Source organism: Arthrobacter sp. P1_A5, assembly GCF_056406825.1.
Genome location: NZ_JBFTZL010000105.1, coordinates 1 through 13,152 on the forward strand (window position 1 = coordinate 1; position 13,152 = coordinate 13,152).

General features: G+C 67.8%; 12 protein-coding genes. 6 read left to right on the forward strand and 6 right to left on the reverse strand.

The features are described 5' to 3' along the window. The 5 genes from AC1D1S_RS14005 to AC1D1S_RS14025 all read right to left on the reverse strand — a co-directional run. A partial coding sequence (locus AC1D1S_RS14005) for a (2Fe-2S)-binding protein (RefSeq protein WP_476994731.1) occupies window positions 1–816 on the reverse strand: 816 nt, incomplete at its 3' end. A 2-nt stretch (window positions 817–818) separates the two neighbouring features. Then, a complete protein-coding gene (locus tag AC1D1S_RS14010; protein WP_476994732.1) occupies window positions 819–1,793 on the reverse strand; it encodes an FAD binding domain-containing protein in 975 nt (324 codons plus the stop codon). Beyond that, window positions 1,784–3,049, reverse strand: coding sequence for an XdhC family protein (locus AC1D1S_RS14015; protein WP_476994733.1), 1,266 nt, complete (start codon window positions 3,047–3,049; stop codon window positions 1,784–1,786). Before AC1D1S_RS14015 ends, AC1D1S_RS14010 begins: the two co-directional genes overlap by 10 nt. Window positions 3,050–3,066: 17 nt before the next feature. Further along, the gene (locus AC1D1S_RS14020; RefSeq protein WP_230008935.1) at window positions 3,067–3,561 is read right to left on the reverse strand and encodes a nucleoside deaminase; all 495 of its coding nucleotides are present in this window, start codon (window positions 3,559–3,561) and stop codon (window positions 3,067–3,069) included. Between the two features lie 276 nt (window positions 3,562–3,837). Continuing rightward, window positions 3,838–4,020 (reverse strand): hypothetical protein, encoded by a 183-nt coding sequence (locus AC1D1S_RS14025; RefSeq protein ID WP_243180669.1) that lies wholly within the window; start codon window positions 4,018–4,020, stop codon window positions 3,838–3,840. 382 nt (window positions 4,021–4,402) lie between these two features. Here AC1D1S_RS14025 and pucL point away from each other — a divergent pair, with 382 nt between their 5' ends. Next, window positions 4,403–5,311, forward strand: a complete 909-nt coding sequence (gene pucL, locus AC1D1S_RS14030; protein WP_476994734.1) for a factor-independent urate hydroxylase — start codon at window positions 4,403–4,405, stop codon at window positions 5,309–5,311. 108 nt (window positions 5,312–5,419) lie between these two features. Beyond that, window positions 5,420–6,937, forward strand: coding sequence for a nucleobase:cation symporter-2 family protein (locus AC1D1S_RS14035; protein WP_476943202.1), 1,518 nt, complete (start codon window positions 5,420–5,422; stop codon window positions 6,935–6,937). 96 nt (window positions 6,938–7,033) lie between these two features. Here the strand turns inward: AC1D1S_RS14035 and AC1D1S_RS14040 are convergent, their stop codons facing one another. Continuing rightward, window positions 7,034–7,789 (reverse strand): IclR family transcriptional regulator, encoded by a 756-nt coding sequence (locus AC1D1S_RS14040; RefSeq protein ID WP_028275490.1) that lies wholly within the window; start codon window positions 7,787–7,789, stop codon window positions 7,034–7,036. Window positions 7,790–7,995: 206 nt separating this feature from the next. Here AC1D1S_RS14040 and AC1D1S_RS14045 point away from each other — a divergent pair, with 206 nt between their 5' ends. The 4 genes from AC1D1S_RS14045 to AC1D1S_RS14060 all read left to right on the forward strand — a co-directional run. After that, window positions 7,996–9,408: an NAD-dependent malic enzyme gene (locus tag AC1D1S_RS14045; protein WP_476994735.1), complete on the forward strand. Its 1,413-nt coding sequence runs from the start codon at window positions 7,996–7,998 to the stop codon at window positions 9,406–9,408. A 35-nt stretch (window positions 9,409–9,443) separates the two neighbouring features. Continuing rightward, the gene (gene aceB, locus AC1D1S_RS14050) at window positions 9,444–11,042 is read left to right on the forward strand and encodes a malate synthase A (protein ID WP_476994736.1); all 1,599 of its coding nucleotides are present in this window, start codon (window positions 9,444–9,446) and stop codon (window positions 11,040–11,042) included. A 3-nt stretch (window positions 11,043–11,045) separates the two neighbouring features. After that, a complete protein-coding gene (locus AC1D1S_RS14055; RefSeq protein ID WP_476994737.1) occupies window positions 11,046–12,395 on the forward strand; it encodes a DUF6986 family protein in 1,350 nt (449 codons plus the stop codon). Continuing rightward, on the forward strand, window positions 12,392–13,152 hold a 761-nt coding region (locus tag AC1D1S_RS14060), incomplete at its 3' end, for a bifunctional allantoicase/(S)-ureidoglycine aminohydrolase (protein ID WP_476994738.1). The genes AC1D1S_RS14055 and AC1D1S_RS14060, both read left to right, overlap by 4 nt.

Consider the following 13,152-nt stretch of genomic DNA (forward strand, 5'->3'; position numbering starts at 1 on the left):
GACGCGGGTGTCGTCCGGGTCGTCCGTGTAGAGCTCGTGCTGCGCGGTCGAAAACAGCTGCGCCGGGGAGTCCTCATGGGTGAAGACCGCCGCGACGCCGGGAATCGCCAGCGCGGCTGCTGCGTCGATGGATCGGATCCGGGCGTGGGCATGCGGGGAGCGCAGCAGTTTCGCGTGCAGCAGCCCGGGCAGCTCTTCGGCCGGGACGTCCAGGGTGTAGCGGGCCCGCCCCGTGACGATGGCGAGGCCGGCGGGGGCAGGAGCGTCGTCGCCCAGTTGTCCCTGGCGCGGCTCCGGCCGGCCGGGCCGCTCAGAAGAGGTGTCCGGGGCTGAGGTGTCCGGGCGGCTCCCCCTCCCGCAGACGGCGTCCTCGATGGCCGTGTACCCGGTGCACCGGCACAGGTTGCCCTTCAGGTTCCGCGGCAGGTCCGCCTTCTGCTCCTCATCGAACGTCGCGGCCGTCATCACCATGCCGGCCGTGCAAAAACCGCACTGGAAACCCTGCCGGTCCAGGAACTGCTGCTGCATCGGATGAAGCGCGGTGCTGTTGGGGTCACCGGAGGCGCCGGCGGCGCTGGCGGCGCTGGCGGCGGCCAATCCTTCCACCGTGGTGACCGCCCGGCCTTCCGCGCGGACGGCTGGAAAAATGCAGCTGTGCACCGGGACCCCGTCCACGTGCACCGTGCAGGCGCCGCAATCGCCGGCGTCGCAGCCCTTCTTCACGCCCAGGTTCCCCTGTTCGCGAAGGAACGTGCGCAGGCACTGGCCGGGGCGGGGTTCGGCCTGCGCCGGGATGCCGTTGATCTCGATTCTCATGCTCAGGCACCTTCCGTCCGGGGTCCACCGTTCAGGGTCCCGCCCCGCGGCGGCCAGAAGTCACCGGTTATGCGTAACGGGTCGCGGCCTGCCGGGGCGGTGAGTTCGGCCTGGATTTCATGGGCCAGCCGGTACGTCATGTCCTTGCGCCAGGCGGGCAGGCCGTGGACGTCGTCGTGGTACAGGTCATCCGGGATGGCGGCATCCAAGGCCTCGGAGAGAGCATCAGTGAGGGCGCCGGCGAGCGCCGCCGCGGAGGACTCCAGGCGCAGCTGCACGGGGCGCTTGGTGGCTGCGGTGACGGTCAGGACCAGGGCGCCGCCGGCGTCGAGCCTTCCAATCAGCAGCACCGCTGACCTGCCCAGGTTGCTCAGCGACAGCCGGCGGAAGGCCACCCGGGAGGACAGGGCCGCCGCCGGCAGGCTCACGCTGCGCAGGAGCTCGCCGGGAGCGAGGCAGTTCGTCCCGTCGCCCGTAACGAAGTCCAGCACCGGGAGCGTGCGGCGGGCGCCGCCGGGGCCCAGAATGGTGGCCGTGGCGTCGAGCGCCGCGCAAAGCGAGATCATGGGCCCGGCCGGCAGGGAAGTGCACAGGTTGCCGCCCACCGTGGACATGTTCCAGACCTTGAAGGAGGCCGCAAAGGACTCGCAGCAGGGGCGGACGAGTTCCACGCCGGGCCAGTTCCCGGCCAGCCCCCGGCCGGCGGCCGAGCCGGCATCCGCATCCGCATCCGCATCCGGGAATGCATACAGTTGCGCGATGGTGCAGGTTGCCGCCAGCTCGATGCCGGCCGCCGACACCGCTATGGGTGTCCAGTCCGTGGAGCCGAGGTCCAGGAGGCGCCGGAGCGGTTCCTGCCCGGCGGCGGGGCTCCCGGAGGAGAAAAGCACGGTGCCCCCCGCGAGCCAGGCGTCCCCTTCGCGCCACTGCGCCGGATCCGCGGTGCGGACCACGGCCTCGATGGTGTTCATGTCCACTGGGCCTCCTCAGGTTCCGGCATGCCGGCGCTGCTGTCGTGATGGTTGCGGCCGTGATGACTGCTGTCCTGATGATTTCGGGAGTAGTGGTGAATGGGGCCGCTGGCATCCTTCAGGGACACGCTGCCCTGGGCCAGCCCGGCGGCCTTGCTCCGGTTGGCCACGAGTTCTGCCGTGATGGAGACCGCGACCTCTTCCGGCGTGACGGCGCCGAGGTCCAGGCCGATGGGTGAGTGCAGCCGGGCCAGGTCGCCGTCGGCCACGCCGGCCTGCCGCAGAGCATCGATCCGCCCGCGGTGGCTTCGTCTGGACCCCATGGCGCCGACATAGTCCACGTCCAGGCCGAGCGCGGCCTGCAGGAGCGGGACATCGAATTTCGGATCGTGCGTGAGGACGCAGATGGCCGTCCGTGCGTCGGTGCGGCCGGCCCGTGCCTGGTCCGCCAGGTACCGGTGCGGCCAGGCTGTGGCCACCTCGTCCGCGGCGCTGAACCTGTCCTGCTGCGCGAACGCCGGGCGCGCGTCGCACACCGTGACGTGGAAGCCAAGGAGTTTCGCGGCCGGGACGAGCGCCGCACCGAAGTCATTGGCGCCGAAGATCAGCAGGCGCGCCGCGGGCAGCCGGCTCTCCACCAGCAGGCTGACGGGTTCCGGCTGGCACTCCCCCGCGGGTGCGAGCCGGATCAGCCCGGTACGGCCTCCCCTCAGCAGCGGTTCCAGCTGGGCTGCCGCGGCCGGCAGCATGCGCCCGGCACCGGCGGACCCGCCCGCCCCGAGCAGCGCGGCGAGTTCGGCCGACTGCAGTACCCGGAAGGCCGCCGGGTCAGGAACCACGACGGCGCCGCGTCCGCCGGCGTCCATCCTGCGGATCAGCGCGGCCCCGGCCGGATGCCTCCCGGCCAGGGCCTGCAGGCTGTCCAGCCGCAGCCGGCCGGGCCCTGCGCCCAGGGGTTCGATGTGGATTTCCAGCCCGCCGCCGCAGGTCAGCCCGGCGGCAAACGCGTCCTCGGCGCTGTATCCGAAGAACTCCCGGCGCGTCTCGCCGTCGCGCATTGCCTCCAGGGCCGCTTCCACAACGGCCCCTTCAACGCATCCACCGGACAGGCTGCCCAGCACCTCGCCGGTCTCCGAGACCAGCATGGAGGTGCCCACGGGCCTCGGCACTGATCCGGCAGTGCCCACGACGGTGGCCACCGCGCAGAGCTGCCCGGACGCGGCCGGCCGCCATGTGCCCAGGTGCGGGAGCAGATCCAACATGGCCGCAGTCCCCGGCGCTAGTAGTCGGTCCGGGACTCGAGCGAGTTCCAGGCCTTGAAGGGATCCAATGCCGCGGGCGCTTGCGGGTCTGTCAGTTGCAGCCTGCCCACCGGCATGAGCGTGTCGCGCTGGTCGTTTTCGAAGTATTCGTAGAAGACGGCGTCATCGAACCCCGCAGCCGCGGCATCGTGCCGGTCCGCGGCGAACATCACGCGTGACACCCGCGCCCACAGTGCGGACGCCAGGCACATGGGGCACGGCTCGCAGCTGCAGTAGAGCGTGGCTCCGCTGAGATCGAAAGTGCCAAGTTCGCTGCAGGCCTGCCGGATGGCCGTGACCTCGGCGTGCGCCGTGGGATCGTTGGTGGCGGTGACGCGGTTGACGCCTTCGAACGCTAGCCCGTCCGCAGTGACCACCACTGCGCCGAACGGGCCACCGCCGTTCAGGACGTTGGCCGTGGCCAACTCGATGGATCTCGCCAGGAACTTCTGGGCCGTATCGGTTGTAGTCATGCCGCCACTCCCTACCTGCGGAAGCCTGTACACCGTGACGGGTACGCAAGGGCCGTATGCGACGGTGACCAGTCTTCAGCATGTGCCTTGAAGGTTGCGCCTGGTAGATAGCTTCCCGGATCCCGGGCTGCCCGCCGTTGGCAAGATCGACAGTAGCACCGGGATGTCCGCGCGGCGCGCCCTATTTGAGGGAAGCCCAGTTTCGTTATGTGAAATCTCTATTTCCGGGTCTTCACGCCAAGGCCCTGCCGCCGCCCAACCGCCCAAGAGAAACGCCTACCGGCCAAAGAGCGGCAGCGCGCGGAGCCACCGGGAAAAGCCGCGGTCCCTCCGCTCGCAGTCGGCCGGAATGTAGAAGTCTGGGTCCGTGGCGCCGAAGTCCGTGGCGGCGAACGGCAGGTACAGCTCCACCCCGGGCGCCGGAAATTCAACGGCACTGTCCGTCTCCTGCGAGTTCATGGATTCCTCCTCATGCATTGCGTGGGCGCTTCTCCGCACCGAGTCGAAGCACGCGGAAGAGTTCCACAATTTGGAAATAATTTATTGCTATCTGGAAAAGAGTAGGGGCGGGCGGAGCCGGCGGTCAAGAGCGTTGGCCGCCGCGGTCACAAACCGTTTTTTCGAAAAGTGATGTACACCACGCCCGGACCGGGCTACGCTTAATCCCAATTCGTGGCGCAGGTCACGTAACCTGGGAGCAGCAGGCAGGGTCGTAATGAGCTGGCATCAACTGATGTCGGCTCTTTTTTGTGGGCCGACGGAATGAGAAACGCGCGGGAAACACGCGCTTAATTTCTATGTGGGACTTTGGTGCCACATACCTGAAGTTGGGAATCAGACCATGAGCAACAAGATCGTCCTCGGCCACAACCAGTACGGAAAAGCCGAAGTCCGGGTCGTCAAGATCACCAGGGCCACCGACCGCCATGAAATCGAAGACCTGAATGTCACCTCGCAGTTGCGCGGGGACTTCGCGGCTGCCCACCTCGAAGGCGACAACAGCCATGTGGTGGCCACGGACACCCAAAAGAACACCATCTATGCCTTCGCCCGGGACGGCATCGGCTCCCCGGAAGCCTTCCTGCTGCGGCTAGGCAAGCACTTCACCTCGAACTTCGACTGGGTCACCGGCGGCCGCTGGGCAGCCGAATCCTACAAATGGGACCGGATCCAGGCCCACGGGACCGGGCACGACCACTCCTTCGTCCGCAGCGGCCAGGAAGTCCGCACCGCGGTCCTTGTCCGCGACAGCGGTACCGAGCACCTCATCGCCGGGCTCAAGGACCTCACCGTGTTGAAGTCGACCCAGTCCGGGTTCAGCGGCTTCCCGCGGGACAAGTACACCACCCTCCCGGAAACGTCCGACCGCATCCTCGCCACGGACGTATCGGCCCGCTGGCGCTTCAGGACCGGCACCGATTTCGGCACGTTCGACTTCAACAAGAGCTACGAGGACGTCAAGAGCCTGCTGCTGGAGGGCTTCAGCGAAAACTACTCCCACGCCCTGCAGCAGACCCTCTTCGACATGGGCGCCAAGGTCCTGGAAGCGCACACCGAGATCGACGAGATCAAGTTCTCCATGCCCAACAAGCACCACTTCCTCGTCGACCTCTCGCCCTTTGGCCTCGACAACCCCAACGAGGTCTTCTTCGCCGCCGACCGCCCCTACGGCCTGATCGAGGCCACTGTCCAGCGTGAAGACGCCAGCCCCGCAGAAATCGCCTGGTCCGGGATCGCCGGCTTCTGCTAGGACTCCCGGGCCGGCCGGCCCGGGCCTCCGGCGCCGGCACTCCGGCACCCGTTAGCCAGACATTGTTAGCCGGACAACGACGTCCGCCATGAACCAAGAAGGTCTGCCATGAACGCACGCAAAAAATTGACCGCCCGGCTGCCACGCACCCGCGGCACCGGCGGCACCGGCGGCACTCTCCGCCCCGAGGACCAACGGCTCTCCGTCGGAAGCAGCTTCGCCTACGGCTTCCAGCACGTCCTGACCATGTACGGCGGCATCATCGCCGTCCCCCTGATCGTCGGCCAGGCCGCCGGCCTGGCCCCGGCCGACGTCGGGGTCCTGATCGCCGCGGCCCTCTTCATGGGCGGCCTGGCAACGCTGCTCCAGACCCTGGGCGTGCCGTTCTTCGGCTCCCAGCTGCCCCTGGTCCAAGGCGTCTCCTTCGCCAGCGTGGCGACCATGGTCGCCATCGTCACCGGCGGAGGCGGCCTCCCGGCCGTCTTCGGCGCTGTCATTGCCTCTGCAGCCATCGGGCTGCTGATCGCCCCGGTGTTCTCCAAGATTGTCCGGTTCTTCCCGCCGGTGGTCACCGGCACAGTCATCACCACCATCGGCCTCACGCTGATGCCCGTGGCGGCCAACTGGGCGATGGGCGGGAACAAGAAGGCGGCGGACTATGGGAGCGTGGCCAACATCGGGCTGGCGGCCATCACCCTGGCCCTCGTGCTCCTGCTGAGCAAGGTCGGCAGCGCCACCATTTCCCGCCTGTCCATCCTGCTGGCCATGGTCGCCGGAACCGGGGTGGCCGTCGTGACCGGCATGGCGGACTTCTCAAAGGTTGGTGACGGCCCGATCGTCGCCTTCCCCGCACCGTTCCACCTCGGCGCACCCACCTTCGAGGCTGCCGCCATCATCTCCATGCTGATCGTGGTCCTGGTCATCCTGACCGAGACCATGGCCGACATCCTGGCCGTCGGCGAAATCGTGGGCACCCGGGTCGATTCGAAGCGGATCGCCGCGGGCCTGCGGGCAGATATGGTTTCCAGCCTCGTGGCGCCGGTCTTCGGTTCCTTCACGCAGAGCGCGTTCGCCCAGAACGTTGGCTTGGTCGCCGTCACCAAGATCAAGAGCCGCTATGTGGTGGCGGCCGGCGGCGTCATCCTGGTGCTGCTGGGCCTGCTGCCGGTGCTCGGCCGCGTGGTCGCGGCGGTCCCCACAGCCGTCCTGGGCGGTGCGGGGATCGTGCTCTTCGGCACGGTGGCCGCGAGCGGCATCCGGACCCTGGCCAAGGTGGAGTACCGGAACAACATGAACCTGATCATCGTCGCCGCCTCCATCGGCTTCGGGATGATCCCGATCGCCGCCCCCACGTTCTACGACAAGTTCCCCAGCTGGTTCGCAACGATTTTCCATTCCGGCATCAGCTCCGCAGCGGTCATGGCCATCGCGCTGAACCTGCTCTTCAACCACCTAAAGAAGGGCAACTCGGAGAACCAGTCGGTCTTCGTGGCCGGAACGGGCCGGGTCATCCGCGAGGAAGACCTCCAGTGCCTGGCCGAGGGCGACCGCTACGAGAACGGCAAACTGATCGACTGCGACGGCAAGGAAGTCCCGGTGGAGTCCGCCGCGACATCCGAGCACTAGTCCCTGCGCCCCACCGGCATGAGCGTTGCGGCCCCTCCCCGTGAAGGAAAAGGGGCCGCAACCTGGCCTGGCGGACTGCGGCACGGCCGCTGGATGTCAGCTCTTGTTGAGGTCCTGGGAGATCGCCAGGGCTGCCTCGCGCAGCAACGGCACAGCCCGGTCCGCGAAAGTCTCGTCCACCCGGGAAACGGGCCCGGAGACGGAAATCGCCGCGGGGGTCGGCGCGTTGGGGATGGCAATCGCGAAGCAGCGGACGCCGATCTCCTGCTCTTCCTCATCGATCGAATAGCCGCGGCTGCGGATCAGCTTCAAGTCGGCGAGCAGGGATTCGACGTCGCCGATGCTCTTCGGTGTGGGTGTGGGCATGCCCTTCCGGGTCACGATGCCACGCACCGTCTCATCGTCCAGCTGGGCCAGGATCGCCTTGCCCATGCCGGTGGCGTGCATGTAACCGCGGCGGCCCACTTCGGTGATCATCCGCATGGAGTGCAGGGACGGGACCTGGGCCACGTACATCACCATGTCAGAGTCCAGCACAGCCATGTTGGCGGTTTCCCCGAGCCGTTCCACGAGGGACTGGAGCTGCGGCCGGGCGAGCGCCCCGAGCTGCTTGTTCGCCGCCTCGCCCAGACGGATCAGGCGCGGGCCCAGGGCATAGCGGCGGTTCGGCAGCTGCCTGATGTAGCCCAGGGTGACGAGGGTGCGCAGCAGCCGGTGGATGGTGGGAAGCGGCAGATCGGTAGAGGACGAGAGTTCGCTGAGGGTGACGTCGCCGCCGGCATCGGTGATCAGTTCCAGAAGTTCGAAGACGCGTTCAACGGACTGCACGCCTCCGGGGGCTTTTTCCGCCATAACTTTGCTCTCCTGAGGGGTTGTTTACGACAAATTTTATCCACATCGTGAAAAAAGTGCCTAGTGGACACAAGATACAGTACCGCCCCCGCCGCCGACGGACCCCTGGGGGCTTGTATTTCCACAAAGTAGATAATAATATCCATCATACGAAATAAGTTAGTGCAGTAAGAGCCCGTCCGCGGGCCGACTAGGAGGAAAATTCAATGGCGAATCCCAGCCCCGGAAATTCGATCACCCTGCGCGTGGAGGCGCCCTCGAGCTTCACCGCCACCAGCGAACTGGCCGCCGCCGTCGGTGCGGCCGGCGCCGCGATCACGGCCCTGGACGTCACCGAATCCCACCACGAGACCCTGGTAGTCGACGTCACCTGCAACACCACGGACGACGAGCACGCCGCACGTGTCAAGGACGCGCTCAACGCGCTCGACGGCGTCACGGTCCGGAACGTCTCGGACCGAACCTTCCTGATGCACCTCGGCGGCAAGCTGGAAGTTGTCCCGAAGGTCGCGCTGCGCAACCGCGACGACCTCTCGCGGGCCTACACCCCCGGCGTCGCCCGCGTCTGCCTGGCGATCGCGGAAAACCCCGAGGCCGCCCGGAACCTGACCATCAAACGCAACACCATCGCCGTCGTCACCGACGGCTCCGCCGTCCTGGGCCTCGGCAACATCGGCCCGGCCGCCGCACTGCCGGTCATGGAAGGCAAGGCCGCGCTCTTCAAGCAGTTCGCCAACGTCGACGCCTGGCCGGTCTGCCTGGACACCCAGGACACGGAGGAAATCATCCGGATCGTCAAGGCGCTCGCCCCGGTCTATGGCGGGGTCAATCTTGAGGACATCGCCGCTCCGCGCTGCTTCGAGATCGAAACCCGGCTCCGCGAGGAACTCGACATCCCGGTCTTCCACGACGACCAGCACGGAACCGCAATCGTCACGCTGGCAGCCCTGACCAACGCCCTGCGCGTCGTGGACAAGAAACTCTCCGAGGTCCGGATTGTCGTTTCGGGCGTCGGCGCCGCCGGCTCCGCCATCATCGCGCTGCTCAAGGCACAGGGGGCCCGCAACATCATCGCCGCCGGCCGCTCGGGAGCGATCCACTTCGGCGAACAGTACAACGACGAGCACCGCACGTGGATTGCCGAGAACACCAATGAAAGGGGCTTCTCGGGCACCCTCCACGAAGCGCTCAAGGGAGCCGACGTCTTCATCGGCGTCAGCGCACCGCACGTGATCGGCGAAGAACAGGTGGCATCCATGGCCAACGACGCTATTGTGTTCGCCATGGCCAACCCCACGCCGGAAATCGACCCGGTGGTCGCATCACGGCACGCCGCTGTGGTGGCGACCGGCCGCAGCGACTTCCCCAACCAGATCAACAACGTCCTGGCCTTCCCAGGATTCTTCCGCGGGCTGCTGGACGCGGGGGCGGCGGACATCACCCCCGAGATGCTGGTGGCCGCCGCCGCGGCGATCGCCAACCGGGTCGCCGACGATGAGCTCAATGCCAGCTACATCATTCCCAGCGTCTTCGACCCCCACGTTGCCGCCGACGTCGCCGCGGCGGTTGTCGCGGCTGCCCACGCGACGGTCCCGGCCGCCGCGCTGAACCACGCCTGATTCGCCGCCTGCTTCACCGACCAGGAAGGACCACAATGGCCCTCACCATTTCAGCCCGCCGCCCCGTTGACCGCGCGGAGGAGATCCTCACACCCGAGGCGCTGGCCTTCATTGAGCAATTGCACCAGCGTTTCGCCGCCACCCGCGCGGATTTACTCAAGGCCCGCGCGGTCAAACGCGACGAGGTGGCCCGCACCGGCCGGCTCGATTTCCTGCCGGAAACCCGTGATATCCGTGAAGGCGACTGGACGGTGGCCCCAGCCCCGACAGCCCTGCAGGACCGCCGGGTGGAAATGACGGGTCCGGCCGCACCGGCCAAGATGGCCATTAATGCCCTGAACTCCGGGGCCAAGGTCTGGCTCGCGGACCTCGAGGACGCCAGCACTCCCACCTGGTCCAACGTGGTCGAATCAATCCTGAACCTCCGCGACGCCGCGGCGGGAACCCTGGCCTACACCTCCCCCGAGGGCAAGGAATATACGCTCCGGACCGATGCCCCGCTGGCCGTCGTTGTCGCCCGCCCGCGCGGCTGGCACATGGCAGAGCGCCACCTGCTGATCGACGGCGAACACACCGTGGGCGCCCTGGTGGACTTCGGCCTGCACTTCTTCCACACCGCCAGGCAGCTGCTGAAAAATGGCCATGGCCCGTACTATTACCTGCCCAAGATGGAGAGCCACCTCGAGGCCCGGCTGTGGAACGAGGTCTTCGTCTTCGCCCAGGACTACCTCGGCATTCCGCAAGGCACCATCCGCGCGACCGTCCTGATCGAGACCATCCCTGCAGCATTCGAAATGGACGAGATCCTCTACGAACTCCGCGACCACGCCTCCGGCCTGAACGCTGGCCGCTGGGACTACCTGTTCAGCATCATCAAGTACTTCCGTGATGCCGGCTCGCGCTTTGTGCTGCCGGACCGCGCCACCGTGGCCATGACCGCGCCGTTCATGCGTGCCTACACCGAACTGCTGGTCAAGACCTGCCACCACCGCGGCGCCTTCGCCATGGGCGGCATGGCGGCCGTCATTCCCAACCGCCGCGAACCCGAGGTGACAGCCCAGGCGTTCGAGAAAGTGCGCGCGGACAAGACCCGTGAGGCGAACGACGGCTTTGACGGTTCCTGGGTGGCCCACCCGGACCTGGTGCCGGTCTGCCGGGACGTCTTCGACGCCGTCCTGGGCGAGCGGCCGAACCAGCTGGACAGGCAGCGCCCGGAAGTCTCGGTCACCGCGGACCAGCTCCTGGACGTCGCCTCCGCCCGTGGCACGGTCACCRAGGCAGGCATGCGCCTGAACCTCTACGTTGCCGTCGCCTACACAGCGGTGTGGATTTCGGGCAACGGCGCGGTCGCCATCCACAACCTGATGGAGGACGCGGCGACGGCGGAAATCTCGCGGTCCCAGGTCTGGCAGCAGATCCGCAACAACTCTGTGCTCGCCGACACTGGCCGGACCGTCACCCGCGAGCTGGTATCCGGGATCCTGGCCGAGGAAACCGAGAAGCTCCGGGGCGAGGTGGGCGAGGAAGCTTTCGTGAAGCACTACCTGCCCGCCAGCAAGCTCATCGGCGACATCTGCCTGTCCGAGGACTACACGGACTTCCTCACCACGCCGGCGTACGAGCTGGTGGGCTGAGGCATGGCACCCACCTCCGCCAGTGCCAGGCCGCAACCACGCAGCCATCTGCAGAGCCAGGGTCCGGTGACGCCGGCCCTCTCCGGGGCCGACCTCGCCCGGATCGATGCGCAGCTCGCCGACACCGACCGGCTGCTGGAGCGCAGCTACCCGGGCGACGACGGCTCCCGCCAGCCGGTGCACACCGTCTACGTTCCGGCCGACCGCTTCAGCCCGGAGTTCGCCGCGGACTGGGGCGCCCAGGCCCTCGCCGCGGTGGACGCCCGCGGCGGCGTCGAAAGCCTGTGCGCGCTGCAGGGCCAGGAAACCGAACTGGCCGCCGCCGTCGCGCCGCGGGTCCGGGCCAAGCTCTCACGCGAGCCGATCGAGGACCTCCGTCTGGACTTTGAGGACGGGTTCGGGGACCGGGGCGACGACGCCGAGGACGCCGCCGCTGCCGCCGCGGCATCCGCCGTGGCCGCCGCCGTCGCCGCCGGTACCGCGCCGCCGTTCATCGGGATCCGCTTCAAGTGCTTCGAGGCTGCCACCCGCGCCCGGGGTCTGCGGACCCTGGATCTCTTCGTCTCGCAGCTGGCCACGGCCGGCGAACTGCCGGACGGGCTCGTCCTCACCCTGCCAAAGGTCACCACGGTGGCGCAGGTGGAGGCCATGGCCTTCGCCGTGTCCCGGCTCGAGGAAGTCCACTCGCTCCCCGCGGGCCGACTCCGCTTTGAGGTGCAGGTGGAAACGCCGCAGCTCATCCTGGGCCCGGACGGAACCTCGCCGGTGGCGCGCCTGCCGCACGCGGTGCCCGGCCGGATCAGCGGGCTGCACTACGGCACCTACGACTACTCGGCATCGCTGCAGATCTCCGCCGAATACCAGTCCATGGAACATCCCGTGGCGGACTTTGCCAAGGAAGTCATGCAGCTTGCCGCGGCCGGCACCGGGATCCGGCTCTCCGACGGCTCCACCAACATCATCCCGGTGGGCGGGAACGTGGAGCAGGCCTGGCAGCTCCACGGCCGGCTGGTCCGCCGCTCGCTGGAACGCGGCTACTACCAGGGCTGGGACCTCCACCCCGCCCAGCTGCCCAGCCGGTTCGCCGCAACCTACGCCTTCTACCGGCAAGGGCTCCCGGCCGCCGCTGCCCGGCTCCGCAATTACGTGGACCAAACCGCCGGCGGCGTTCTGGACGAACCCGCCACCGCACGGGCTCTGGCAGCCTTCGTGCTGCGCGGCGTCCAGTGCGGCGCCGTCGGCATCGAAGAAGTCATGGCGCTGGCCGGCGTCGGGCTCCCTGAACTCACCGCGCTGGCCCACCCCCGGCTGGCCAACACCTCAACTCCCTCAGCAAAAGGAACGCACCCATGAGCAACTATTTCTACCCCGAAGGCGGGCTTCCGCCGCAGACCCAGATCCTCTCCGACCGGGCCGTGGTCAAGGAGGCCTACACCGTCATTCCGAAGGGCGTGCTCCGGGACATCGTCACGAGCAAACTGCCCGGCTGGACCAACACCCGCTCCTGGATCCTGGCCCGGCCCATCGCCGGTTTTGCCACGACGTTCTCGCAGCTGATCGTCGAGGTGGGACCGGGCGGAGGCTCGGAGAAGCCCGAGCCGGAGGCCGGCGTCGAAGGCGTCATCTTCCTGACCAAGGGCGCCCTGGCACTGACCCTCGAAGGGGAAATCCACAGGCTGGGCGAGGGCGGCTACGCCTACCTCGCCGCGGGGGCGCAATGGTCCGTGGCGAACGAGTCCGGGGAGATCGCCAGTTTCCAGTGGATCCGGAAGGCCTACGAGCCGCTGGACGGCTACACGGCGAAATCCTTTGTAACCCGCGACCAGGACGTCGCACCGCGGGCGATGCCGGACACCGACGGGGCCTGGGCCACCACGCGTTTCGTGGACCCGGAGGACCTCGCCCACGACATGCACGTCAACATCGTCACCCTCAAGCCCGGCGCCTCCATCCCCTTCGCGGAAACCCACGTCATGGAGCACGGCCTCTTCGTGCTGGAAGGCAAAGCCGTCTACCGGCTCAATGACGACTGGGTGGAGGTGGAGGCCGGCGACTTCATGTGGCTGCGTGCCTTCTGCCCCCAGGCGTGCTACGCCGGCGGTCCGGGCAA